This window comes from Streptococcus timonensis (genome assembly GCF_047460355.1).
In the GTDB taxonomy this organism is placed as follows: Bacteria; Bacillota; Bacilli; order Lactobacillales; family Streptococcaceae; genus Streptococcus; species Streptococcus timonensis_A.
The window spans coordinates 15,672-39,574 of the sequence record NZ_JASHGL010000008.1 but is presented as its reverse complement, the minus strand read 5'-3'; the positions used below and the strand labels follow the sequence as shown (position 1 = coordinate 39,574).

The 23,903-nt window shown below is 42.5% G+C and carries 23 protein-coding genes and 1 pseudogene; 1 reads left to right on the top strand and 23 read right to left on the bottom strand.

Features of this window, described 5'->3' with window-relative positions:
* Positions 1-1,182: G5 domain-containing protein (locus QM941_RS09675; protein WP_414340368.1), on the top strand; the 1,182-nt coding region annotated here is incomplete at its 5' end.
* 66 nt (positions 1,183-1,248) lie between these two features.
* On the opposite strand, the gene purB is transcribed toward QM941_RS09675, so the two are convergent.
* The 23 genes and pseudogenes from purB to QM941_RS09560 all read right to left on the bottom strand — a co-directional run bounded on the left by purB (position 1,249) and on the right by QM941_RS09560 (position 23,891).
* Positions 1,249-2,547, bottom strand: a complete 1,299-nt coding sequence (purB, locus tag QM941_RS09670; RefSeq protein WP_414340366.1) for an adenylosuccinate lyase — start codon at positions 2,545-2,547, stop codon at positions 1,249-1,251.
* Between the two features lie 57 nt (positions 2,548-2,604).
* The gene (locus QM941_RS09665) at positions 2,605-2,832 is read right to left on the bottom strand and encodes a phosphoribosylaminoimidazole carboxylase (RefSeq protein WP_414340365.1); all 228 of its coding nucleotides are present in this window, start codon (positions 2,830-2,832) and stop codon (positions 2,605-2,607) included.
* Between the two features lie 9 nt (positions 2,833-2,841).
* On the bottom strand, positions 2,842-3,792 hold the full coding sequence (locus tag QM941_RS09660; protein WP_414340363.1) for a ketopantoate reductase family protein: 951 nt from the start codon (positions 3,790-3,792) through the stop codon (positions 2,842-2,844).
* A 120-nt stretch (positions 3,793-3,912) separates the two neighbouring features.
* Positions 3,913-4,992, bottom strand: coding sequence for a 5-(carboxyamino)imidazole ribonucleotide synthase (purK, locus tag QM941_RS09655; protein WP_414340362.1), 1,080 nt, complete (start codon positions 4,990-4,992; stop codon positions 3,913-3,915).
* On the bottom strand, positions 4,979-5,470 hold the full coding sequence (gene purE, locus QM941_RS09650; protein ID WP_313790588.1) for a 5-(carboxyamino)imidazole ribonucleotide mutase: 492 nt from the start codon (positions 5,468-5,470) through the stop codon (positions 4,979-4,981). Before purE ends, purK begins: the two co-directional genes overlap by 14 nt.
* Before the next feature lie 190 nt (positions 5,471-5,660).
* Positions 5,661-6,923: a phosphoribosylamine--glycine ligase gene (gene purD / locus QM941_RS09645; RefSeq protein ID WP_414340361.1), complete on the bottom strand. Its 1,263-nt coding sequence runs from the start codon at positions 6,921-6,923 to the stop codon at positions 5,661-5,663.
* Between the two features lie 121 nt (positions 6,924-7,044).
* Entirely contained in the window at positions 7,045-8,592 is a 1,548-nt protein-coding gene (gene purH, locus QM941_RS09640; protein ID WP_414340360.1) for a bifunctional phosphoribosylaminoimidazolecarboxamide formyltransferase/IMP cyclohydrolase, read from the bottom strand.
* Between the two features lie 52 nt (positions 8,593-8,644).
* Positions 8,645-8,815, bottom strand: coding sequence for a hypothetical protein (locus QM941_RS09635; protein WP_414340359.1), 171 nt, complete (start codon positions 8,813-8,815; stop codon positions 8,645-8,647).
* Between the two features lie 25 nt (positions 8,816-8,840).
* Positions 8,841-9,815, bottom strand: coding sequence for a hypothetical protein (locus tag QM941_RS09630; protein ID WP_414340358.1), 975 nt, complete (start codon positions 9,813-9,815; stop codon positions 8,841-8,843).
* A gap of 3 nt (positions 9,816-9,818) precedes the next feature.
* On the bottom strand, positions 9,819-10,373 hold the full coding sequence (purN, locus tag QM941_RS09625; RefSeq protein ID WP_414340356.1) for a phosphoribosylglycinamide formyltransferase: 555 nt from the start codon (positions 10,371-10,373) through the stop codon (positions 9,819-9,821).
* Positions 10,373-11,395 (bottom strand): phosphoribosylformylglycinamidine cyclo-ligase, encoded by a 1,023-nt coding sequence (gene purM / locus QM941_RS09620; protein WP_414340355.1) that lies wholly within the window; start codon positions 11,393-11,395, stop codon positions 10,373-10,375. Before purM ends, purN begins: the two co-directional genes overlap by 1 nt.
* Positions 11,396-11,719: 324 nt before the next feature.
* Entirely contained in the window at positions 11,720-13,162 is a 1,443-nt protein-coding gene (purF, locus tag QM941_RS09615; protein ID WP_414340353.1) for an amidophosphoribosyltransferase, read from the bottom strand.
* 166 nt (positions 13,163-13,328) lie between these two features.
* Positions 13,329-17,054 carry a phosphoribosylformylglycinamidine synthase gene (locus tag QM941_RS09610; RefSeq protein WP_414340352.1) on the bottom strand — a complete coding sequence of 1,242 codons (3,726 nt, stop codon included), beginning with the start codon at positions 17,052-17,054 and terminating at the stop codon, positions 13,329-13,331.
* A 55-nt stretch (positions 17,055-17,109) separates the two neighbouring features.
* Positions 17,110-17,817 (bottom strand): phosphoribosylaminoimidazolesuccinocarboxamide synthase, encoded by a 708-nt coding sequence (gene purC, locus QM941_RS09605; protein ID WP_000095682.1) that lies wholly within the window; start codon positions 17,815-17,817, stop codon positions 17,110-17,112.
* A 163-nt stretch (positions 17,818-17,980) separates the two neighbouring features.
* Positions 17,981-19,330: a bacteriocin secretion accessory protein gene (locus QM941_RS09600; RefSeq protein WP_414340351.1), complete on the bottom strand. Its 1,350-nt coding sequence runs from the start codon at positions 19,328-19,330 to the stop codon at positions 17,981-17,983.
* 12 nt (positions 19,331-19,342) lie between these two features.
* Complete coding sequence (comA, locus tag QM941_RS09595; protein ID WP_414340350.1) at positions 19,343-21,496, bottom strand: peptide cleavage/export ABC transporter ComA; 2,154 nt, start codon at positions 21,494-21,496, stop codon at positions 19,343-19,345.
* Between the two features lie 337 nt (positions 21,497-21,833).
* Positions 21,834-22,043: a bacteriocin immunity protein gene (locus tag QM941_RS09590; RefSeq protein WP_414340349.1), complete on the bottom strand. Its 210-nt coding sequence runs from the start codon at positions 22,041-22,043 to the stop codon at positions 21,834-21,836.
* 24 nt (positions 22,044-22,067) lie between these two features.
* Complete coding sequence (locus QM941_RS09585; RefSeq protein WP_414340348.1) at positions 22,068-22,256, bottom strand: hypothetical protein; 189 nt, start codon at positions 22,254-22,256, stop codon at positions 22,068-22,070.
* 78 nt (positions 22,257-22,334) lie between these two features.
* A pseudogene (locus QM941_RS09580) lies at positions 22,335-22,547 on the bottom strand (bacteriocin immunity protein).
* A 38-nt stretch (positions 22,548-22,585) separates the two neighbouring features.
* On the bottom strand, positions 22,586-22,741 hold the full coding sequence (locus tag QM941_RS09575) for a hypothetical protein (RefSeq protein ID WP_414340347.1): 156 nt from the start codon (positions 22,739-22,741) through the stop codon (positions 22,586-22,588).
* Between the two features lie 24 nt (positions 22,742-22,765).
* Entirely contained in the window at positions 22,766-22,918 is a 153-nt protein-coding gene (locus tag QM941_RS09570; protein ID WP_414340346.1) for a class IIb bacteriocin, lactobin A/cerein 7B family, read from the bottom strand.
* A 123-nt stretch (positions 22,919-23,041) separates the two neighbouring features.
* Positions 23,042-23,215, bottom strand: coding sequence for a class IIb bacteriocin, lactobin A/cerein 7B family (locus tag QM941_RS09565; protein ID WP_414340345.1), 174 nt, complete (start codon positions 23,213-23,215; stop codon positions 23,042-23,044).
* Between the two features lie 439 nt (positions 23,216-23,654).
* Positions 23,655-23,891 (bottom strand): acyl carrier protein, encoded by a 237-nt coding sequence (locus tag QM941_RS09560; protein WP_414340344.1) that lies wholly within the window; start codon positions 23,889-23,891, stop codon positions 23,655-23,657.
* Positions 23,892-23,903 lie beyond the last annotated feature (12 nt).

Sequence of the window (23,903 nt, the reverse complement as noted above, 5' to 3'; positions counted from 1 at the left end):
TTCTATTCTGTGACTACTGCTGCTGATGGTTCTGAAGTGAAAACTTTAATCAACACTGTTGTTGCTCAAGAACCTGTCACTCAAATCGTAGAAGTTGGTAATCCTGTCACTCATGTTGGTGATGATAAAGGGCAAGCTACTATTACTGAAGAAAAACCTCGTGTCGTGATTGAAGAGGAAGAAATTCCATTCACTACTATCACTCGCGAAACAAACCAACTGCCTAAAGGACAATCTCGTATCGTGACTGAAGGTGTAAACGGTCGTCGTAGCTACTTCTATTCTGTGACTACTGCTGCTGATGGTTCTGAAGTGAAAACTTTAATCAACACTGTTGTTGCTCAAGAACCTGTCACTCAAATCGTAGAAGTTGGTAATCCTGTCACTCATGTTGGTGATGATAAAGGGCAAGCTACTATTACTGAAAATAAACCAAGAGTTGACATCCAAAATGAAGAAATTCCATTCACTACTATCACTCGCGAAACAAACCAACTGCCTAAAGGACAATCTCGTATCGTGACTGAAGGTGTGAACGGTCGTCGTACACATTTCTATTCTGTGACTACTGCTGCCGATGGTTCTGAAGTGAAAACTTTAGTCAACACTGTTATCGCTCAAGAACCTGTCACTCAAATCGTAGAAGTTGGTAATCCTGTCACTCATGTTGGTGATGATAAAGGGCAAGCTGCTATCGCTGAAGAAAAACCAAGAGTTGACATCCAAAATGAAGAAATTCCATTCACTACTATCACTCGCGAAACAAACCAACTGCCTAAAGGACAATCTCGTATCGTGACTGAAGGTGTAAACGGTCGTCGTAGCTACTTCTATTCTGTGACTACTGCTGCTGATGGTTCTGAAGTGAAAACTTTAGTCAACACTGTTGTTGCTCAAGAACCTGTCACTCAAATCGTAGAAGTTGGTAATCCTGTCACTCATGTTGGTGATGATAAAGGGCAAGCTGCTATCGCTGAAGAAAAACCTAAACTAGATCTTCCAGGTCAAGAAGTACCAGCTCCTGTACCTGCTGGCGAAAGCAAAGAACTCCCTCAAAAACCAACTCCTGTCTCAAACGAGAAGAAACTTCCTGAAACTGGAAGTCGTGAATCAGCATGGCTAATCGCAACTGGATTGATGACTGCTTTAACTGCTTATAAACTTAGCAAGAAAGAAGACTAAAATCCTATCTAAAACAAATAAAAAAGCGAGATTAAATCTCGCTTTTTTATGTTCAGTATTCCTTGATTAGTCGCCAAGTCCGATACGGTCAAAGATATCATCTACTCGTTTGGTGTAGTATGTTGGGTTGAAGATTTCATCGATTTCTTCTTGAGTCAGACGTGATGTTACTTCTGGATCTGCTTCCAAAAGTGGTTTAAAGTCGACTTGGTTATCCCAAGAGTAGGCTGTTTTTGGTTGCACCAAATCATAAGCTTGCTCACGTGTCATACCTTTCTCAATCAAGGTCAACATAGCACGTTGGCTAAAGATAAGACCGAAGGTTGAGTTCATATTGCGGATCATATTTTCTGGGAAGACCGTCAAGTTCTTGACGATATTTCCAAAACGGTTAAGCATGTAGTCAATCAAAATGGTTGTATCTGGTGTGATGATTCGCTCAGCTGATGAGTGAGAGATGTCACGCTCGTGCCAGAGAGCCACGTTCTCATAAGCTGTTACCATGTGCCCACGGATAACACGCGCAAGACCAGTCATGTTTTCAGAACCGATAGGGTTGCGTTTGTGAGGCATTGCTGAAGAACCTTTTTGCCCTTTGGCAAAGAACTCTTCCACTTCACGTTGTTCTGATTTTTGAAGACCACGGATCTCAGTCGCCATGCGTTCGATAGAAGTTGCGATGCTCGCAAGAACTGCAAAGTACTCAGCATGAAGATCACGAGGAAGGACCTGTGTAGAGATTTCTTGAGCACGGATACCCAATTTGTCGCAGACGTATTTTTCAACGAATGGTGGGATGTTGGCAAAGTTACCCACCGCACCAGAAATCTTACCAGCTTCCACACCAGCAGCCGCATGCTCGAAACGCTCGATGTTGCGCTTCATTTCGCTGTACCAAGTCGCAAGCTTGAGACCAAAAGTCGTCGGTTCAGCGTGTACCCCGTGGGTACGACCCATCATAATGGTGAACTTGTGCTCCTTAGCCTTGTCAGCGATAATGTTGGTGAAATTTTCAAGGTCACGACGAATGATGTCGTTGGCCTGCTTGTAAAGGTAACCGTAGGCAGTATCCACCACGTCGGTAGAAGTCAAACCGTAGTGGACCCACTTGCGCTCTTCGCCAAGCGTCTCAGAAACCGCACGTGTGAAAGCCACCACATCGTGACGAGTCTCCTGCTCAATTTCTAAAATACGGTCGATGTCAAAGTCCGCCTTCTCGCGAATCAAAGCCACATCTTCCTTAGGGATTTCTCCCAATTCAGCCCATGCCTCGTCAGCCAAGATTTCCACCTCAAGCCAAGCACGGTATTTATTTTCTTCACTCCAAATGTTCGCCATCTCAGGGCGAGAGTAACGTTCGATCATGTTATTAATTTTTCCTTTCTTTTGATGTTTCACATCAGTTAGCAAACGGCAATCACTTTATTCAAATTCTTCTTTCCCAATCCATACAGACGGATAGTGATCTAGTGTATTCAAATCCGTATCAAGCGGTAGACCATAGATAGCTAAATAGTTATCAGGATATTGTGCAACTAGCTCTTCATACTTTGCTTTCACTTTTTCGTGATTGCTACTAGCATACAAAACTTCGACGACTGCCCCCGTCTTCTCTTTTTCAACAAATGCATTAACGATGAGTTGAATCATAAAAACCTCCTAAAGCGAAATGCCCTTCATATTTGCTTCAAGAATGGGCATCTCAACACCTAACTCCTGACCTGTCTGATAGACACTTTGACAACAGTAGAAAATATCCTGTTTATCATTGTGTAAGGTCATGATTTTTCGTGTCAGCTCATTTTTCGCAAACATGACTTTCATAGCTTTTCCTGCAATCCATGCTGGAATTTTGTAAGGCAGAAGCTCGGATTTGTAGAGCTTTAAATTCACGCCACGCGCTTCTACGACTTTCATAGCCTCTCGAATGGCCTTGATGGCCAATGATAATTCCGAAGAACTATTCATCAAGTTCAGAGCCAGCTCTTCTGGATTTTCCAATTTTCCCGAACGAGCAGTTGTCGAAGTAACACCTGCATTAATCGCCATGTGAATCCAAATCCACTCGACCATATCATGAGGAACTTCCCACTTCAAATCTGCAGAAGTCAGTAAAGTCCTTAAATCAGCATAGTTAGAGATCTGTGCTCTTTGCTCACCTTCTAGCATTAAATGGTCAAACAAGACGCCATCTAAATGGTTCTCCTGCATATGACCACCCGCTGTCGGAAAAGCCAGAATATAGTCGTAATCTCCTGCCCACTCTTGGATCTCTTTTCGAGTACTCCAGAAATTGCAGAAGAAAACGAGAGTGCCTTTGATATTATCTTTTCGCAAGGTTTCCACAGCTTCTTTGACAAACCCATGACGCACACTCAGAAAAATAAAATCATATTCCGAATCAGCTTCCGCCACATGAACCTCATAGGTGTCGTGTTTGTTCTCACCTTTTGAATGATAACGACCATCTAGCAGATCAACCAACAACTCCTTGGGAGCATTGTTTTTCTTACTATCTCTTAGTACGTGTTCCACTTGATGACCTGCTTTTTGAAAAGCATAGGCATAAGTAGTCCCGATCACTCCAAGTCCTAGAATCGCTATTTTCACTTAAAAATCAATCCCTTTCCAGCAGTAGTTGTCTGGCTTCTCTTGTCGATTTTTCGCCTGCGACAAGCCTAGTCAACCTTGCAGGGGTAAGACGATGGACCTTATAACCGGGGTCCTGTCTTACTCCCCAAACTCCTCTACCTCATCCGGCATATCACTAAACAAAGTCACATGTCCCATTTTGCGGTTGTGCTTTGCTTCTAGTTTACCATATAAGTGGAGGTGAGCGCTTGGATTTTCTGTCACATATGTTTCAGCAACCTCGACATGCTGGCCGAGAACATTGAGCATGACTGCTGGAGCATGGAGGTGGATTGCTGGAAGTGGCGCTCCGAGAACGCCCAAGATATGGGTATCAAACTGCGAGAAGTCGCAAGCTTCAATTGAATAGTGGCCTGAATTATGTGGACGTGGGGCAATCTCATTAACGATGATGTCATCTGCCGTCGCAAACATTTCCACGCAGAGAGTTCCAGACAAGTTGAGTTGTTCTGCGATGCGTACGGCCATGGCTTTGGCTTTATCAGCTAGACTTTCTGAAATGCGGGCAGGCACAATGGTCTTAGAAAGAATGTTGTTGCGGTGGATATTTTCCTGAACAGGGAAGACTGTCACGTCCTTACCATTACCTGACACGATGACAGAAATTTCAAGGTCGAAGTTGACGAATTCTTCCAAAACACAGTCTGCTGAATCTGCTAGCGTATAGGCTTCTTCCAAATCTTCTACTGAACGAATGACCTTTTGTCCATGCCCATCGTAGCCACCAGTTGCCGTCTTGAGGACATAGTTTTTAGACAGGTCGATATCAGCCAAGTCATTGCTAGAATTTACGACCTTGTAAGGAGCCACCGTTACTTGGGCCTTGTTTGACAAAAAGTCCTTTTCAAAAATGCGATTTTGGGAAATGCGGAGCAGATCTGTCCCTTGAGGGAGTTGACCATCCTTGATGACAGCATCCAAACCATCGGCATCGACATTCTCAAACTCATAGGTGAGGACATCGCAACGCTCCGCCAACTGACGAAGGGCGTCCACATCATTATAAGGCGCTACGATGATTTCCGCCACACGAGAGGCCGGGCAATCTGCCGCAGGATCCAGCGCGATGACCTTGTGCCCCATGTAGATAGCAGAAATAGCCATCATCTGACCCAGCTGACCACCACCGATAATTCCGATTGTTTTAGATGAGCTCATTTGTCGACTCCTCTGCGATTTTTCCTTGTTCTTCTGCGAAATCCGCTAATGCTGTCGCAATAGTCTGGTCCTCTACTGAAAGGAGACGAAGGGCAAAGAGGCCAGCGTTAGTCGCACCTGCCTCACCGATAGCCATAGTTGCGACAGGTACGCCACCCGGCATCTGTACAATCGAGTAGAGCGAGTCCACCCCACTAAGGGCACGTGATTTGACGGGCACACCAATAACAGGTAGAGTGGTTTTGGCTGCTACCATACCTGGCAAATGGGCTGCGCCACCAGCACCTGCAATAATAACCTTGATGCCACGGCTACGTGCTTCTTCCGCATGTTTGAACATGAGGTCTGGTGTGCGGTGGGCAGAGACAACCTTCTTTTCGTAGACTACACCGAAGCGGTCTAGGACTTCTGCTGTTTTTTGCATGGTTGCCCAGTCGGATTTGGAGCCCATGATGATGGAAATAATTGGTTTAGTCATAATTTTTCCTTTTTCTTCTTTTTTGATAATGGTCTTAGGTGGTGGGGACGGAAGCAAACCTTCGGTTTCATTCCTAAAATTTGAGCCTAAGGTCTCAAATTTTCCCTAGACCAGAACAGATACTGTTCTGGTCTTTTTACCACGGCGACCATTGTCGTGTTTGGCGACTGCGTCGCCTTTTCTTATATCTTTATCTAATTGCCTTGCTTCCGATATCCGTACGATAGAAAAGGCCTTCTATGTTTTGGTTGTCGAGTTGGCTGTAGATGGTGTTTTGGCCGTCTTTAACGGTGTCTACTGTGGTGACCAGCATGTAAACACGGCCTCCGTTTGAGAGAAGGTCTTGCCCATTTTCAGCGAATTTAGCTCCGGCATAGTAAGTGATGATGTCGCCTTCTGTCTTGGTAGGAAGCTTGACACCTTTCTCATAAGCGAGTGGGTAGCCATTTGAAGCTACAACCACACCCAGTGTCACACCCTTATCTAGCCAGCTGATGTTCGGCTCTTTACCATCTAAAATGTCCGTGATATTTTGTGCAAAATCTGATGTCAAGCGAGGCAAGATGATTTGCGTTTCAGGATCTCCAAAGCGAGCGTTGAACTCGATGACTTTGGGTCCATCTGCTGTCAAGATAAGACCGGCATAAAGTACACCAAGATACGGACGACCTTCTTTAATCATCCCTTCGAGGACTGGTTTGACAATGGTGTCAACCGCTGTGTTAACCACACTTTGTGGCAAGTGAGGAACTGGCGCATAGGCACCCATCCCACCAGTGTTGGGCCCCTTGTCGCCATCATAAGCACGTTTGTGGTCCTGAGCTGTTGGCATGATGTAGAACTTGTCACCATTGACAAAGGCAAAAAGTGAAAATTCCTCTCCTGCAAGAAACTCCTCGATAACCACACGCGCACCTGAGTCCCCGAATTTATTGTCCAAAAGCATCTCGTGAGCAGCTTCGACTGCTTGCTCAACTGTCTCCGCAACGACAACACCTTTCCCAAGGGCCAAACCGTCTGCCTTGACGACAATTGGAGCGCCTTTTTCTTCGATATAGGCCTTGGCTTCCTCAAAATCAGAAAATGTGCCATAGGCTGCTGTCGGAACGCCGTACTTGACCATGATTTCCTTAGCAAAGTCCTTAGACCACTCCAGCTCTGCTGCCAATCTTGTCGGACCAAAGGCCTTAAGCCCAGCTTGGTTAAAATCATCCACGATACCAGCAGCAAGGGCATCATCTGGACCGATAAAGGTCCAAGCAATATCGTTAGTCTTTGCGAAGTCAATCAATTTAGAATGTTCGGAAATCGAGATATTTACCAATTCCAGACCATCCAGACTCATCCCGTCATTCCCAGGAGCTACAAAGACTTTTTCAACTTCTCTTGACTCAAGTAACTTTTTAGCAATCGCATGCTCACGACCACCCGAACCGACAACAAGCAGTTTCATTTCTCAACCTCTTTTGCGAATTATTTACTAACATTATAACATAAACGTTCGTTTTAATCTTGTTTCGTTTCGCTTTTAAAGCAAAAAAAGGAAAGAAACTGTTTTCTTCCCTTTTATTTTCTTAATGTCTAAAATGTCTCACACCTGTGAAGACCATGGTCAAGCCGTATTTATCAGCAGCTTCGATAGACTCTTGGTCACGTACTGAGCCTCCTGGCTGGATGATGGCCTTGATTCCTGCTTTGGCGATTTCTTCCACGTTATCCGCAAATGGGAAGAAGGCATCCGAAGCAAGGACAGCACCGTCAAGGCGGTCTTTAGCTTGGTCAATGGCAATACGGACGGAAGCCACGCGGTTGGTTTGACCAGGACCAACACCAAGTGTCATGTGGTCGTTAGTCACGATGATACCATTTGATTTGACATACTTGATAGCTTTCCAAGCAAACTCAAGAGCAGTCACTTCTGTCTCAGTTGGTTGGCGTTTGGTTACCACTTGCCAGTCAGCTGGGCTTTCCTTGACCACGTCTTGATTTTGAACGAGGAGTCCACCGACAACACCTGTGTATTCTGCTTCCACTTCACTAGCATCTTGTGCGTCAAATGGCAAGGCAAGAATGCGCAAGTTTTTCTTTTTGTTGGTCAAAATAGCTAGCGCTTCATCTGTATAGCTTGGTGCGATGATGATTTCAAGGAAAACGCCGTGCATCTTCTCAGCTGTCGCAGCATCCACCTCACGGTTGAGAACGACAATTCCACCAAAGATAGAAACTGGGTCAGACTCATAAGCGTAGTCCCAAGCAGTCTCGATATCATCAGCTTGACCAATCCCACATGGGTTCATATGTTTGAGAGCTACAACCGTTGGACGTTCTTTGAAATCGCGAATAATACGGATAGCAGCGTCTGCATCGCGAATATTGTTAAAGGACAATTCTTTACCGTTGAGTTGTTTAGCTGAAGCAATCGAGTAGTCAGTCGGCAAGGCTTTTTGGTAGAAGTCTGCGTCTTGTTGAGGGTTTTCACCGTAACGCATAGCTTGTTTAAGGTCATAAGTCAAGGTCAGTTTTTCTGGCTTGCTTTCTCCGACTTGAGCTGTGAAATATTCTGCAATCAAGGCGTCATAAGCCGCTGTGTGACGGAAAACCTTAGCCGCCAAACGTTGGCGAGTTTCATAGCTTGTTTCGCCATTAGCTGCCAATTCGTCAAGAACAACAGCATAGTCAGCAGGGTCTACAACAACGGTCACGCTGGCGTGATTTTTCGCTGCTGAACGAAGCATAGATGGACCACCAATATCGATGTTTTCAACAGCATCCGCATAAGTCACGTCTGGTTTGAGAATGGTTTCCTTGAATGGGTAAAGGTTGACCACCACAAGGTCAATGAGCTCAATCTTGTTGTCCTTAGCCGCTTCCAAGTGGCTATCCAAGTCGCGACGAGCTAGGAGACCGCCATGGATATTTGGGTGGAGGGTCTTGACACGACCGTCCATCATTTCTGGGAAACCAGTCACATCATCGATAGCAATGGTATCAACACCGGCATTATCAAGGGCAACTTTGGTACCACCTGTTGAGATGATATCCCAACCAAGTTTTTTAAGTTCTTTGGCAAATTCAACAATGCCCGCTTTGTCTGAGACCGAAATAAGTGCTCGTTTAGTCATATTCATTTCTCTTTTCATTTTTTAAGTGGATTGACAACCAAGGTCAAATAGCCTACTGTTTCTTTTTGCCTAGTCTGGCGACCATTAGGATGACCCCTATCCCAACCAGTACTGTTATTACAAACTTACCTTCATTAGGAAAATCCGGCAAGACAAGATTAACAGCCAAGCGCAGGCAGATTGCAAGTAAGATGAGCAATAGCCATTCTTTCCATTTAGTCATAAATTTCCCTTTTTCTGTTTATTCATTATTGAAAACTAATATCGATATCGTCAGAGTATGCCTGAATCCCTTGGACAAAGTCATAACTTGTATCTTGTTTGTTAATCCGATGATTGACTTCTACCGTCTGCTTATGTTTCCCCTTAGCTCCTAGAGCTACTAGGCTGGACGAACGTGATAGAAAGACAACTAGCAGTGCAATTGGATTAGCTGAGTAATATTTAGTTGAGTTGGCAATTACGATTTTCTTAGCCTTACGCAAGTCAATAAAACCAAAGCTCTGACCAAATGAAACCAAATGGTCTCTATAAATGGCTACCCCTGCCTTGCGGTCCACATAAGAAGCTCCAGACTCTAGACTCTGGATTTGCCCCATCAACTCAGGATAGAGCTCGAAAAATTCTTTGGCTTGGCGTTTTGCCTGACGGCGATGGATGAAAATATAGATATTTGGAGCCGCAGCAAAGACTAAATAAATCAGAAGAGCTACACCAACTGCAATCATCAGACTTTGGAATTGATTTTCTAAATCTGTGATTGAAAAATAATCATCTTCAAAATAGAGACGGATTTCCTTATCTAAATCACTGGACTGGCTAACTTCCTTGACAACCTCTTGGATAGTCGGATTGGGCTTGGAACCATTTCTACTCCCAAAAACCCTCTGAGGACTTTGCTGCAATTTATCAGCATTGACCAAGAGAGACTTGGTCTCATCTTTATTTGGGTCCGCCTGTAGAACAAAATAGTTGGTCAACTGGTCTGATAGGTAATAGCCAGCTATATAAAGGTTGGTCCCATCAACATCTGTTTTGATTGGCTTAGGATCAATATAATTAATGGCGATGTAGCTATTGCCTCTCATAGCCATCCAACCACTATCGTGTGTTTTGATGGAGTCATCAAAAAAACCCCAGGTAAACACAACTGACAAAAAGGCTATAAAAAGCGATAAGAGAAAAGCTAGTTTCCCATTTTTACCCCAATACCTTACTTTCATTTTCTACTTCCTCTCCACCCCTAGCTCATCCAAAACTTCTGGATAGAGCTTGTACTCTGTTTCGTGGATGCGAGTCTCGAAAGTATCAAGGGTATCCCCTTCATGCCTTGGCACACGGACCTGTTTGATGACCTTGCCGGTATCAACACCAGAGTCCACCCAGTGAATAGTCACGCCAGACTGGTCCACACCTGCATTCCAAGCATCTTCAATACCATGAGCACCTGGAAATTCTGGCAGATAAGCTGGGTGAATATTGATGATACGGCCTTCATAAGCCGCTAGCAAGGTTGGCCCAACGATTTTCATGTAACCTGCGAGACACACCAAGTCAATCTCATGCTGATCTAAAAGGTCAACAAGAGCCTTCTCATAATCAATCTTGCTAGTAAATTCCTTGAGCTCAAAAGCATAGGAAGGAACCCCAAGCTTTTCTGCACGCTCAAGTACATAGGCATCCCGGTGATCTGAAAAGACAAATTCAACTGGAAATTGCTCTGCAATGACCTGAAAGTTTGAACCATTTCCAGAAGCAAAAACAGCAATTTTTTTAGCCATTATTTTATCACCACACTTGCATCTGTCTTCTTGACAATCCGACCGATTTCATAGACAGGCTCGTCGAGAAGTTCCTTGACACGCTCCACATTTTCTGGTTTTACCGCAAGCATGAGACCAATACCCATGTTGAAGATTTCAAACATTTCTTCATGTTTGATTTGGCCATATTTTTCAAGGGCTTTAAAGATTGGTAAAATTGGCACTTTGTCTTCCTCAATCTCTGCAGCTAAGTTTTCTGCAAACATTCGAGGGACATTTTCGATAAAGCCACCACCCGTGATGTGGGCAATCCCGTTGACCAACTCTTCCTTAATGAGTGGTAAAACAGCCTTGACATAGATACGAGTTGGTTCGAGAAGAACATCTTTGAGTTTCTTTCCTTCCAATTCTGGCAAGACTTCTTCGCCTGTGTAGTCGGCAAAGACACGACGAACGAGTGAGTAACCATTGGAGTGAATACCACTTGAAGCAAGACCGAGAAGAACATCACCTTCAGCTACTTTTGAGCCGTCAATTATTTGAGATTTCTCAGCCACACCGACTGCAAAACCAGCTAAGTCGTAGTCATCTTCGCCGTACATCCCAGGCATTTCAGCCGTTTCCCCACCGATGAGGGCAGCACCAGCCTGCACACAACCTTCTGCCACACCAGCAACCACTTGTTCTAGTTTAGCTGGTTCATTCTTGCCAGTCGCTACATAGTCAAGGAAGTAAAGAGGCTCCGCACCTGCAGCGATGATATCATTGACACACATAGCCACACAGTCTTGACCGATAGTATCGTGTTTGTCGTACTTGATAGCAAGCATGAGCTTGGTTCCAACACCGTCAGTTCCTGAAATCAAAACTGGCTCTTTAACACCTGTTTTTGAAAGGTCGAACATGCCACCAAAACCGCCAAGAGCTCCCATAACACCAGCACGCTCTGTACGTGCCACGTGTTTTTTGATACGTTCAACAACTTCATAACCCGCTTCAACATCCACACCAGACTGCGCATAAGCATTCTTATTTGTCATTTTATTCATTCCTTTTCTTTTTTTGAGAAAGACTGCGACGTATTTTTAGATAATGCTCAATGAAAATCAAAGAGCAAATTAGGAAGCTAGCCACAGACTGTACTTAAGTACGGCAAGGCTACGCTGACGCAATTTGAATTTGATTTTCGCAGAGGATAAACCATCATTTTATCTAAAATTACCAGTCAGGTCTCTAGCTTTGGTCCCATAGGAGAAAGCGTCTACTGACAAATGCTTTAGCTTTTAGTCAGTAGTGAGACGTGGCGCGTAAGCATTTTTATTTGTCATTTGTTTTTTCCTTTTCCTTTCCTTCAATGGGAAATTTTATTTGTAAAAACTCGTTTTTTCTTCTAAGCTTCTACGATATTCTTCTTCATAGTCATAGAGAGGAGTTGGATATTTCCCATCAAAGTAAGCCACACAGAGACCGCCATTTGGCGCATCTGTTTCGATGCCGATAGAATCAATCAAGCCATCAATCGAAAGATAGGTCAAGCTATCCGCACCAATGATTTGGCGAGTCTCTTCGACCGTATGATTGGCCGCAATCAGCTCCTGACGTGTCTGGATATCAATCCCGTAAAAACATGGATAGGCAAGAGCAGGACTACCAATGGCAACGTGCACTTCTGATGCCCCCGCTTCTTTCAAGAGTTGGACAATACGACGAGATGTTGTTCCTCGCACGATAGAGTCATCAATCATAACCACACGTTTGCCTTTTACAACACCAGAAACAGCAGATAACTTCATCCGAACCCCTTGCTCGCGTAATTCTTGAGTCGGCTGGATAAAGGTCCGTTGCGTATATTGGTTCTTGATGAGCCCCATTTCATTTGGCAGACCTGATTCTTCGGCAAAGCCCATAGCTGCGCTGAGAGAGGAGTTTGGCACCCCGACTACGATATCAGCTTCATACTTGAACTCACGTGCCAGTTGAGCTCCCATTCTCTTACGAGCCGTATGGACATTGACTCCGTGGATATTGGAGTCAGGACGTGCGAAGTAGATATACTCCATGGAACAGATAGCCAACTGAGTATCGTTTGTATAGCTGTCATACTGGATACCATTGTCATCAATAATGACAATCTCGCCTGGTTTTACGTCGCGAATCCACTCAGCACCGATGACTTCAAAGGCACAGGTTTCAGATGAAACCACTACTGCTCCATTAGCCATTTTCCCGATTGATAGAGGACGGAAGCCATTTGGATCCAGCGCTGCAATTAACTTATCTTCAAACATCAAGAGATAAGCAAAACCACCTTTAACAAGACTGAGTGCTTCCTTGATTTTACCCATCAGGTTTGGATTGTGGCTACGGCGAATAAGGTGAGCCAAGATTTCAGAGTCAGAGGTTGAGCTGAAAATCGCTCCTCTTTGTTCCAATTCTTGCTTGAGCGATTCTGCATTGGTCAGATTCCCATTATGAGCCAAACCAAACTGCATATCATGAAAGCGGAAGAGGAACGGTTGGATATTGTCTACAGAAGCTTCTCCCGCAGTCGCATAACGCACGTGCCCAATCGCTCCAGTTCCTGTCAATTTATCCAAATTCGCAGGATTTTTGAAGACTTCTGATAAAAGCCCCATATCACGATGACGCTTCAATTTCCCTTGGTCATTGGAGAGGATTCCTGCCCCCTCCTGACCACGGTGCTGAAGACTATGGAGTCCAAAATAGGTCAATTTGGCGGCGTCTGGGTGACCCCAGATACCAAAAACACCACATTCTTCATTAAGAGATTTTACTTCGTATGTCATTTTATATACCTAATTTTTATTTGTGTATCATTCCTTAACGATACTAGAGCGGAATGATACGGCAGAAGCTCGTTTCACTCGCAAAATAAATCCTTTGCAATCATCACGAACTAGAACTACATGACTTTTACCTTACTGATACTATCTATTTGAAAATCTGCAAATCTCATTTCCCAGTAAAGTATTTAACCGCTGATGCAAAGAGATATTGGTCTTTATTCCCTGGAATATTTTGGAAGAGACCGTCTTCGAAACGTTCTGAGTGTCCCATCTTACCGATGATTTGACCGTTCTTACTTGTGATACCTTCAATCGCATTGATAGAACCGTTAGGATTGTATTGTGAATCCATGCTTGGTTTGCCTTCGAAGTCAACGTATTGGCTAAAGATTTGACCATTGTCACGGAGTTCCGCAAATTCTTCAGCTGTCACGACAAACTTACCTTCACCGTGTGATACTGGGATGGCATGGATGTCACCAACTTTCACGCCAGCAAGCCATGGTGAGTTCGTATTAGCAATCCGTGTTTCCACCATCTTAGCCACGTGTTGGTTGGCATCATTGTAGAAGAGGGTTGGACTCGTGCTACTTGCATCTTCAAAGTTTCCGTATGGAAGAAGACCTGATTTGACGAGGGCTTGGAATCCGTTACAGATACCGATGATCAAACCACCGCCTTCGATAAAATTGTCAATGGCTGCACGTACTTTTTCATTGAGCAAGATGTTAACGATAAATTTAGCTGATCCATCGGGTTCGTCGGCCGCTGAGAAGCCACCTGCAAAGAAGAGAATGTTAGCTTTTTCGATATTGTCAACCATGGTATCGACAGACTTGACAATCGCTTCTTCATTCAATGTGACAAATGGTACCAAGTTGACTTTGGCCCCTTCTTTTTCAAAGGCCTTAGCGGAGTCATGCTCCGAGTTGGTACCTGGGAACACCGGAATGTAAACCACTGGTGTCTCAACTGTTTCTTTGGCTTTAATCACAACATCTGATGCCACTGCAGGTACTTCTTCTAGTTCAGTAGCCTGTTCAAATTCTGTCGGGTAAACTTCTTCCAATTTACCTTGGAAGGCACTGTCAAGTTTATGTCCATCAAGCCTTACACCGTTGACAACCACTGTAAAGTCTCCAACTGTTTGACCGATCTTCTCTACACCTGTAATTTCTTCAGGAGATGTGAAGATGAATCCGCCTAATTGGGCTGTCAAGCTGGTGTCAAGGTCAACCAATTGAACAGTGGCACCGATATGGTTCCCAAATGTTGCAAGTGCAAGAGCTTCAAGGACACCTCCATATTTGACAGCAGATGCTGCTGTCACTTTGTGGGTTGCTTGAATAGCTTCAAACTGAGCAAAGTTAGACTTGATTAGATCAAAATCAATTTCTTGGGCCAAAGCTTGACCTGGGATGTAATAGATATTTTCACCAGCAGCTTTAAATTCTGGAGAAAGAACCTTACGGCTATCTGCTGTTGTCACCCCAAAGGCAACCAAGGTTGGTGGTACTGTCAATTCTTCAAAGGTACCAGACATAGAGTCCTTACCACCGATAGATGGCAAACCAAGCTGGATTTGTGCTTCGATTGATCCAAGGAGAGCAGCCACTGGTTGACCAAAACGATCTGCTTGTTTATCCATACGCTCGAAGTATTCTTGATAAGAGAAACGAGCCTTAGACCAGTTTGCACCAGCAGCAACCAAACGAGCAGTTGCTTCGACGACCGCATAGGCAGCTCCATGATACGGAGACCATTCGGCTACATAAGGGTTGAACCCTTGTGCCATGACAGAAGCCGTATGCGTCACACCATGTTGGACTGGCAATTTCTGCACAGAAGCCTCAGTTGGTGTCAGTTGATAACGACCACCAAGCGGGTGGTTGACAGTCGAACGTCCAACAGAACAGTCAAATATCGTCTGTAAACCTTTTTGACTGGTATGATTGAGGTCAGATAGGACTGCAAGGGTATCCGCTTCAAGAGTTTCAGCACTTGTCTTACGCTCTTCTGGCAGTTTGACATCCTTGTCCACTACCTTAGCATCCACAACTACACGTACACCGTTTGTATCAAGGAAACGACGTTCCAAATCAACGATTGTTTCGCCATTCCAGTGCATGACGAGATTTGGTTTTTCAGTTACTGTTGCAACTACAACAGCATCAATGTTTTCTTTATTACATTCTGCTATGAAGGCATCTACATCTTCTGGACGAACTACCACGGCCATCCGTTCTTGAGATTCAGATATAGCAATTTCTGTACCATTCAAGCCTTGATATTTAAGAGGCACTTTGTCTAGATCAATTTCAAGACCATCTGCTAATTCACCGATAGCTACACAAACCCCACCAGCACCAAAGTCATTTGATTTCTTGATCAGACGGGTCACTTCCCCATTACGGAAAAGACGTTGAATCTTCCGTTCTTCGATGGCATTCCCTTTTTGAACCTCAGCACCAGCTGTTTCAACAGATTCAACCGTTTGAACTTTAGAAGAACCTGTCGCACCACCGACACCGTCACGTCCAGTCTTACCACCGAGGAGGATAATAGCGTCGCCAGCTTCAGGTTTTTCACGGACAACATTTCCCTTGGGGGCTGCACCGACAACGGCACCTAGCTCCATACGCTTAGCAACGAAACCTGGGTGGAAGTATTCACGAACATAAGTTGTTGCCAGACCAATTTGGTTACCATATGAAGAATAACCGTGAGCCGCTGTTTTAGAAATCACTTGTTGTGGCAATTTACCAGCGCGAGTTTCTGAAATCGGAGCTGTAATATCACCAGCACCCGAGATACGCATAGCTTGGTAAACGTATGAACGACCTGACAATGGGTCACGAATGGCCCCACCGATACAAGTAGCCGCTCCACCAAATGGTTCGATTTCCGTTGGGTGGTTGTGAGTTTCGTTTTTGAACATGAGAAGCCATGGCTCTTTGACACCATTGACATCCACTTCAATTTCAACTGAGCAGGCATTGATTTCATCAGACACTTCCATGTCGTCCAAACGACCATTGGCACGCTCATAACGGCCAAAAATAGTCGCCATATCCATCAAGGTTTGAGGTTTTTCGCTACGTCCCAACTCATCACGCATGGCAATATACTTGTCATAAGTAGCTTGCAATTGTTTTTGGAATTTAGAAGCTGAGAAGTCGATATTCTTCAACTCCGTCTCGAAAGTTGTGTGACGACAGTGGTCAGACCAGTAAGTATCCAAGACCTTAAGCTCAGTCTCAGTTGGTACACGTTCAATGGATTTGAAGTAATCTTGAATGAAGAGAAGGTCATCCACTTCCATGGCTAATCCTTGCTCGGCCTTATACTGTGCAAAATCTTCTGCCTTATAAGTTTCAAAGAAATCCAAGTTTGGAATGGTCTTATCAGACTCAGAGAAATCCTGTTTCGCAATGCCAAGAGTGATATCTTTGAAACGAGAGTCCACTGGGTTCAAAAGGTAATTTTTGACAGCTTCCAACTCATTCGCATCAATATCCTTGTTAACCAAGTAAAGTTGCGCTGTATTCACTGTTACATCATTTGAACTACCCAACAACAGCAAAGCTTCCTGTGAAGATGCCGCACGTTGGTCAAATTGACCAGGCAAACTTTCGATAGCAAAGAAAGCAACCTTCTCAAGATCAGCCTTCACTTCAGCTTCATCCAAAACAGTATCGGTCACTTGCTCAGAGAAGATGTGTTTTTCCGCACGCGCAAACAAGTCCTCTGCCAAATCAAAGACATCGTAAACCTGAACAATCCGAAGCTCCTTCAAGGTTTTCAACTGAAGATTATGCTGTAATTCTTTTACTAAAGAGTCAGATTTCACACGAAAATCAGCTTTTTTCTCAACGAAAATACGTTTATCCATTTTAGTTCCTTTATCTATTTCTACTTAAAGATTGTAGTGAAGAGCAAGTAAAACTTTACTTCAATCCTTGTAATTTCTCCAGCACAACCTTATATACATCCGTTAAACTGCCCAGATCTCTACGGAAAACATCCTTGTCCATATGGTGCCCTTCCGCATCCCAAAGACGGCAGTTGTCTGGTGAGAATTCGTCTGCCAAGATAATCTTGCCATCCTTATCAAAGCCAAATTCCAATTTGAAGTCAATCAACCGAAGACCAATTTGTGCAAACCAATCTTTCAACAATTCATTGATACGACGCGTTTCTTCCTTGATATAAGCGATTTGTTCATCATTGGCAATATCCAAGAACTTCACATGCTCATCATTGATAAATGGATCATCCAAATCATCGTTCTTGTAGTAAAATTCAACGATTGGAGTTTCTAAGTCCAAACCTTCTTCAACTCCAAAACGTTTTGAGAAAGAACCTGCAGTCACGTTACGAAGAACAACCTCCAAAGGAATGATGGTCACCTTCTTATTGAGTTGTTCTGTGTCAGAAATACGCTCGATAAAGTGTGTCGCCACACCAGCTGCATTCAATTTTTCAAAAATAAGAGACGAAATCTGATTATTCAGCACACCTTTCCCCTCTATGGTCTCTTTGCGAGCCCCATTCAGCATAGTGGCCTGGTCCTTGTAGACCGACTTAATCACATTTTCGTCTTCTGTAGTATAGATATCTTTAGCTTTTCCCGTATAAATAAGTTTACTGGACATTTTCTTGTTCGCCTTTCGCATTACTTTACATCATTCTAACACAACATACACTAAAAATCAAACATTTAGGCGAACGATGTTCTGAAATATTCCGTAAAGGTAAAGAAAAATCACAAATAGAAATAATATTTGCGATTTTTAGCGATAATATCAAAATAAAAACTTATTCTTGCTTTAAAAGGTAATCAAGATAAAAACGTAGGAAACTTTTCTTACCAGTAATCATGGTCATCCGCCCTTCAAGACCATAACGAATCTTTTCTGCATTCTCACTATTCAGGTCAGTTTCTGCTTCCAGCTTAAAGAAATTCCCCTTTTCTGTCTTAGTTGCATTCGTATCGATACTTGTAATCTTCGATCTTAAAACAACCTGCTTATGAGCGTCATTTACAGTTGTAAACCGTACTTCATGACCAATTTTGACATGAGCGACCTCCTTGGAGCTGATATAAGCAGTTAGTTTGACCTTCCCTTCCCTCTCTAGAACAGGATAGAGTTGTGCTAAAACTGTTCCCTCTGCTACCATGCTAGATTGACTAACTTCTGGATTGAGATGAACTATGCCGTCTTCAGAAGCCTTGATTTGTCCTTTGTCTAGCAAGGCAACTTGGGCCTTTTTACCTGATTCTGCTTCAAGGATTTTCTGCTCTAAAAGACTTAATTCTTGTCCAACCTTAGCTAATTGCTGGGATTTGAGCGACTCTATTTGACTTCCCAATCCAGTTGAATAGGCCTGCTGGACACCCGATCCTGCGTACTGGACGCGATAGTTGGCAAGAACAGACTCCAACTGAGCTATCTGAGCGTCTACTTGGGAAATAGCTGTTTGCTTTGATTCTGGCATCTGCTCTTTGGTTACCTGATATGACTGGTAAATGCCATAACCAAGATTCGTGCTCTCTAGCTGTTCATCCGTTTGAATAGCAGACTTAGCCTTTTGATAATCTTTGATTTTAGACTGGGTTTCTCCAATTAGATTTCCAAGCTCAACTTGAGTTTGACTAGCTGCGGCATTCTGAGAAGAAATATTAGCATTTTGTTGCAAAACATTACTCCTAAGGTTACTAGTTTGGTTGAGATAATCCCGAAACATTTCCTGATAACCAAACTTATCTGCTTTTGGAAATTGGTCACTTCCTGCTTGAAGGCTTGCCTGCAAATACTCCAGCTGAACCTTCTGATCCTTCAGCATTTCTAACTGATTGCTAACATTCTCCGCCTGAATCGCTTCTGCTCCCTCTTGGTATTGGATGAGAAGATCTCCTTGTTTAACAAGTTTATTTTCGACCAAATGATTGTTTATAATCTTATTGTTACTGGTCGATTGAATGCTTGCAATGATGCGGGCTGGTTCAATTGTAGCGCCAGCTGATAAACTCACTTCTTTTTGTGCAAAGATTGAAAAGACTAGTAAAAATAGCAAGAGGATAAAACTTGGCAGAATCACGTAACTAGAAAAATTATGATAGCGACGATTGTAAAACTCTGCACTTTCTAAAAATTCTGATTGCATATCTGCTCCTTTCTAGCTATTGACCAAATGGGCATAGAAACCATCTTGTACAAGCAAGTCCACATGATTTCCTTCCTCGACAATCTTACCCTTATCTAAAACAAGGACTTTCTCTGCCCGCTCAGCAATGGTCAAGCGGTGGGCGATAAATATCAAGGTCTTATCTAGGGCCATGAGATTATCCACAATCCGCTTCTCTGTCAAAATATCCAGACTGCTAGTTGCCTCATCCAGTATCAAGACAGGCGCATCTGTCAGGAGAGCACGCGCCAAGGCGATTCTCTGACGTTGTCCACCTGAGATCCCTGCCCCATCCGAAGTCAACTCTGTCTGGTAGTTTAGGGGCATCCGCTCGATATCTTCCCGTATTTCAGCCAATTCCACCGCTCGCAGGATGTCCTCCTGAGTTGTCCCCTCCTTGGCTCCTAGAAGAAGATTTTCTAGAATCGTCCCATTAAAGACATAGGGTTGCTGCGGTAGATAATTGATATACTGGCGCAAGGTCTTTTTATCAAGCTGATTGAGATTGACACCACCCAAGCTAATCTCTCCCTGACTAGGTTCATAAAAATTGACCATCATCTTGGCCAGTGTCGTCTTACCCGATCCTGAAATCCCTACAAAAGCCATCTTAGAACCTTGTGGGATAGTCAGATTAATATCTGATAAGACATCTCGACCATAGCCATACTTATAGTGAACATCTTTGAAAGTCATTTCGCCTTTCATCAGACTCAAATCCGTAACTGTTTTCTTTTCCTCAAACTCGGATGCTACCAGATAAACCTCATTAAGACGATTGTTGGCAACTTGCGCTGTCTGAAGCTTGGTTTGTAGATTAATGATATTTTCCAGAGGATTGGTAAAGTATACCAGGAGAGTATTATAAGTAATTAGTTGGCCCAAGCTCATCTTGCCTTCCATGACGAGAAGAGCCCCCATCCAGAGAACACCGACATTGAGCAAGAGCTGGGCTAACTTTTTCAGAGCTCTCTGCAGGCTTTCTGCTCGACTGTAGATAAAGGATTTTTTCAAATAATCCACAAATTCCTTGTCTATCTTTTGGTAGCGTAAACTTTCACTAGTCAAGGACTTAATGGTCTCAATACCATTAATATCCTCGATAATAGAAGATGACAGGACTGCATTAGCTTCCATGGTCTCACGATTCATCTTTTCAAAAGGCTTCATAAAAGCAAAGATAATCGCTGTATAGATGGGAAGCGCTAGTAAACTAATGAAAAATAGATTGGTGTTTTGGGAAAAAAGCACGATTGAGATGATTAAGATGCTCGATAAGTCCAAAAATATTGAAAGAATGGTCGAAGCCAGCGCATCAATAATACTATTGGCATCTGTGAAACGTGATACAATTTCCCCTGTCCGCCGTGTTGCAAAAAAGGACATCGGAAGATGAAAAACATGCTTGATATAAGACAAAATCACATCAATAGACAGGCGTTGTCCTAGGACAAGCAAGAGATACTCTTGAGCATAGGACAAGATTTGCTGGAGGATATAAACAATAACCAATCCTAGCGAAACCATCCCCAAGGTCGAACGCATCTGGTCAGGAACATAAGTATCGATAATAGACTGGAGATAGTAAGACCCAACAATATTAATCAAGGTTACTAAGAATGTCGCTAGGATGATATTGGTAATCAAGCCACGCTGTTTCACCAAAATGGGAATAAACGAAAAAAGTCCCTTCTTTTCATCCTTATGTGGCTTATAGTCTGGACTAGGTGCCATAAAGAGGCTGATGCCTGTCCACTCCTCTGCAAAGCGCTCACGAGAAATCTTAGTCAGCTTGACACTAGGATCTGGATCAGCGATGTGGATCGTCTTCTTATCCTGACCAGTCACCACATAATAGTGAAGCAATTTACCTTCCTTGAGTACATGTGCCACAAAAGGAAAGGTCAAGTCTGGCATATCAAAGAGTGTCATATCCGCCCTGATAGCCCGCGTCTCAAAGCCAATCTCTTCCGCAACCTTGACCAGTCCCAAAGCTGTCGTCCCATCCATGGTCGTCTTGGCTAACTCTCGCAGATGGGCTAGTGAATAATAGCTACCATAGTAGCCAAAAACCATGGCCAATGCAGCTACACCACAGTCCATCTGATCCACTTGGGGACGGTAGTGCCTTTTCCTAAACTTCATAAGTTTCTCCTTTTTCCTAATAATCTCTTAAATAACTTTGTAAGATTATTTTAGCTAAATAAAATGGAAAGAAGGAAATTATTTCTAAAAAAACAATATCCACACTCCAACAGCACCTTTTAGTGCCAAATATTATCCTAAAAATACCAAAAAGAGGCAGAACAAAAGTCCTGCCTACTAAAAATATGATTTCAAAAGGAATATAGCACGAAAATTATATTTCTGTTTCTGAACCGAATTTGTAGCCTATGTTAAAAATTTTTACGGCAGCGTTTAATAATCCAACATTTCCCAAGATTTCCCTGATACTGGAGCCACAAAGTCCAGATACATTTAATCAATCTTTATCATATTTTTCTTTACTTCTATAAAGTAAAATAAATGCCATCAAGAATAGTGAAATTGTAGGTATGTCAAAATATTCAAACCATGTAGATAGATTTATTTTGTTTACATCAGCGACTATTCTAACAATGATATAAACCATCGAACTGCAGCATACAGTAAACTCTAGCCAAGCTTTTTGTAACACTTGAACGACTTTCATCTCAAACCCCAATCTGATGTTCCATCAATTCCCAATCTTACTTTCTTTTGTTTTGTACTTATATCCTACATAAAACAGACCAAGTAGAATCGGATAGATTTCTGGATAAAACAAGGTATTGATCGGTTTTTTCAAAATCAAATACGTTACAATGTAGATAATGACTGACACGATAAAATATCCCTCAGCAAATCCCAATAAAAATTTTTTCATAGCAGACTCCTATTTATCTGACAAGAATGACAGAGTTTTTCCGCCATTCACACACAAAATCCTTTTCATTCAGATTCATCATTTATAGTTTGGATTATGTTTTGACAAATCCTTGCAAAAAATCCCAAAATAGCCTGAGGCAATCAATCCAACTAAATACCATTTCTAATCAAAGGATAATAAAGAACCTGTACGAATTACATGAAGCACGAGATTGAGACCTATTGCTACTAAAGGAACTATAGTGGCTAGTTTAGGTAACAATGTATTGAGATCAGTGTTGCGATTCATAATTGATTTCCTTTTACGATTTGCCACAAATTTTTAAATTAACGTCTACTTCCCAAATGACGCCCATACATATAGGTAACGACTCCTAAAACACCCCAAGCTACTGCTGTAGAAGTAGTAACAATGAAACCTCCCTTAGTTACAGCCAAGTCTTCCTCTGTCATAATAGCAAATTTTTTATTCAGTTTTTTCATATTCCATCTACTCCTTTAAGTATATTAGCCAAATGTACGAGATAACCAATAACCAGCTACACCAGTTACACCTGCAGCAAGTAATGAGCCTCCGATAACAATCAATAAACCTACTCCACCTTGTACTTGCTCTAATTCATTTTGCTCTACGATTTCAAATTGATTCAAATTTTGCATGATATACTCCTTTTTAAATAATACTAGCTAATCCAATAGCTACTCCAACTAATAAGCCCACTATTCCTGAGGCTGATATAATTATAGCCGCAAATTCGTTTGAAAAATTCATTGATTTCCTCATTATCTCTTGTTTCGACTAATTCCAATAGCTACACCTGCACTTAAACCTGCAAATGCTGAACCAGCAATAATACTAGCTGCCACTGCTACAGGGATAATCCCCCCATCCACATTCATCAGCTCTTCTTCTGTGAGAGCTACAAAGTTTTGTTCCATTTTGTCAAAGTTTGCCATATTTTTCTCCTTTATTTTTATAATTTTTGATTGTAAAACCTAGCCTTTAAACCATTTATATAGCCAGGTTGGATAAATGACTGAAATAATCATCCCTGTTCTCCTTTCCTTTCTTCTCACTTTTCTATTCGAGAAATCATTTTACAATGAACAAGTAAATGTTATTTAAAATACAATTTAATAAACCATGGCCATAAGATTGGTAAATACATCGCGCAGTCTCCCTTCTTTTCTTCTTACTTATCTATTCGAAAAATAATTTAAAATAAATAAAAACATTATTTATTTCAAAAACCACTTAATCAACCAGGGATAAAGTCCTGTCACATACATAAACGATCCTCCTTTTTCTTTCTCATATCTCTATTCGCAAACTTTGATAAAAATTTCTCACTTTTTTGCAAACAAAAAATCAACATGACTAGCATGTTGATTTTTTCTAAATTTTCTCTTTAATAGTTTTTAATACATCAGCCACACTCTGGAGGTTGTCAATTTCTTCATCACTGATTTCAATTCCAAATTCATCCTCAATTGTTAGGACAAATTCCATCAAATCTACAGAGTCAGCATCCAAATCGTCTTTGAGGCTTAGATTTTCTGTTACTACAAAATCGTCTCCTTGACGCTCTTGGATAATGGTTACGATACGGTCAAAAATTGCTTGTTCTGTCATATATTATTCTCC

Coding starts and splice junctions, on each gene's coding strand:
- QM941_RS09565 (WP_414340345.1), bottom strand. CDS start 23,215: ATGGCAAACTTTGACAAAATGGAACAAAACTTTGTAGCTCTCACAGAA.
- QM941_RS09630 (WP_414340358.1), bottom strand. CDS start 9,815: ATGAAAGTAAGGTATTGGGGTAAAAATGGGAAACTAGCTTTTCTCTTA.
- purE (WP_313790588.1), bottom strand. CDS start 5,470: ATGACTAAACCAATTATTTCCATCATCATGGGCTCCAAATCCGACTGG.
- QM941_RS09585 (WP_414340348.1), bottom strand. CDS start 22,256: ATGAAAAAATTTTTATTGGGATTTGCTGAGGGATATTTTATCGTGTCA.
- QM941_RS09570 (WP_414340346.1), bottom strand. CDS start 22,918: ATGCAAAATTTGAATCAATTTGAAATCGTAGAGCAAAATGAATTAGAG.
- purK (WP_414340362.1), bottom strand. CDS start 4,992: ATGAGCTCATCTAAAACAATCGGAATTATCGGTGGTGGTCAGCTGGGT.
- comA (WP_414340350.1), bottom strand. CDS start 21,496: ATGAAGTTTAGGAAAAGGCACTACCGTCCCCAAGTGGATCAGATGGAC.
- purM (WP_414340355.1), bottom strand. CDS start 11,395: ATGACAAATAAGAATGCTTATGCGCAGTCTGGTGTGGATGTTGAAGCG.
- purB (WP_414340366.1), bottom strand. CDS start 2,547: ATGATCGAACGTTACTCTCGCCCTGAGATGGCGAACATTTGGAGTGAA.
- QM941_RS09590 (WP_414340349.1), bottom strand. CDS start 22,043: ATGAAAGTCGTTCAAGTGTTACAAAAAGCTTGGCTAGAGTTTACTGTA.
- purH (WP_414340360.1), bottom strand. CDS start 8,592: ATGACTAAACGAGCACTTATTTCGGTCTCAGACAAAGCGGGCATTGTT.
- purD (WP_414340361.1), bottom strand. CDS start 6,923: ATGAAACTGCTTGTTGTCGGTTCGGGTGGTCGTGAGCATGCGATTGCT.
- QM941_RS09600 (WP_414340351.1), bottom strand. CDS start 19,330: ATGCAATCAGAATTTTTAGAAAGTGCAGAGTTTTACAATCGTCGCTAT.
- QM941_RS09560 (WP_414340344.1), bottom strand. CDS start 23,891: ATGACAGAACAAGCAATTTTTGACCGTATCGTAACCATTATCCAAGAG.
- QM941_RS09610 (WP_414340352.1), bottom strand. CDS start 17,054: ATGGATAAACGTATTTTCGTTGAGAAAAAAGCTGATTTTCGTGTGAAA.
- purF (WP_414340353.1), bottom strand. CDS start 13,162: ATGACATACGAAGTAAAATCTCTTAATGAAGAATGTGGTGTTTTTGGT.
- QM941_RS09665 (WP_414340365.1), bottom strand. CDS start 2,832: ATGATTCAACTCATCGTTAATGCATTTGTTGAAAAAGAGAAGACGGGG.
- purC (WP_000095682.1), bottom strand. CDS start 17,817: ATGTCCAGTAAACTTATTTATACGGGAAAAGCTAAAGATATCTATACT.
- purN (WP_414340356.1), bottom strand. CDS start 10,373: ATGGCTAAAAAAATTGCTGTTTTTGCTTCTGGAAATGGTTCAAACTTT.
- QM941_RS09575 (WP_414340347.1), bottom strand. CDS start 22,741: ATGAAAAAACTGAATAAAAAATTTGCTATTATGACAGAGGAAGACTTG.
- QM941_RS09635 (WP_414340359.1), bottom strand. CDS start 8,815: ATGACTAAATGGAAAGAATGGCTATTGCTCATCTTACTTGCAATCTGC.